Here is a 402-nt window from a genome sequence, read left to right on the forward strand (position 1 = left end):
GCATAGTCCCATTCTATGCCTAAGGTTTCAAAATTATTTTTGTTAACAACTGGATTTGTAATAGAATTTTTTCTTCTTAAAGTTCGTTCTTTGGTTGTCCAAGAAGTAAGATATTTCCACTCAGTTCCCGGATTTTGTCCGATAACACCAACAACATCAATGTCTGACTTGGTTGAAATTCTATAAAGTGATACGTCATCATTGCCATCAAATTTCAAATTATCCCAGGAAATTGCTATCCCATTATAATTTAATGTAGCAGCACTATTTTTTATAACAATAGTTTCATTATCTTCAAGATAGCCACTTAAAGGCAGTTCATAAGTAGGAGTAGTTGCACCGTCAGAATAAATTCTCAGTGTATAATCATTTAAATTTGCTTTTACCCCTGTACCATTATAT

1 protein-coding gene is annotated in these 402 nt (G+C 32.3%); it reads right to left on the minus strand.

Features of this window, described 5'->3' with window-relative positions; genetic code table 11:
- On the minus strand, nucleotides 1-402 hold a 402-nt coding region (locus tag K9U41_RS23575), incomplete at both ends, for a hypothetical protein (protein ID WP_282643244.1).

Source organism: Xanthobacter autotrophicus (assembly GCF_029991245.1).
Taxonomy (GTDB): Bacteria; Pseudomonadota; Alphaproteobacteria; order Rhizobiales; family Xanthobacteraceae; genus Xanthobacter; species Xanthobacter autotrophicus_C.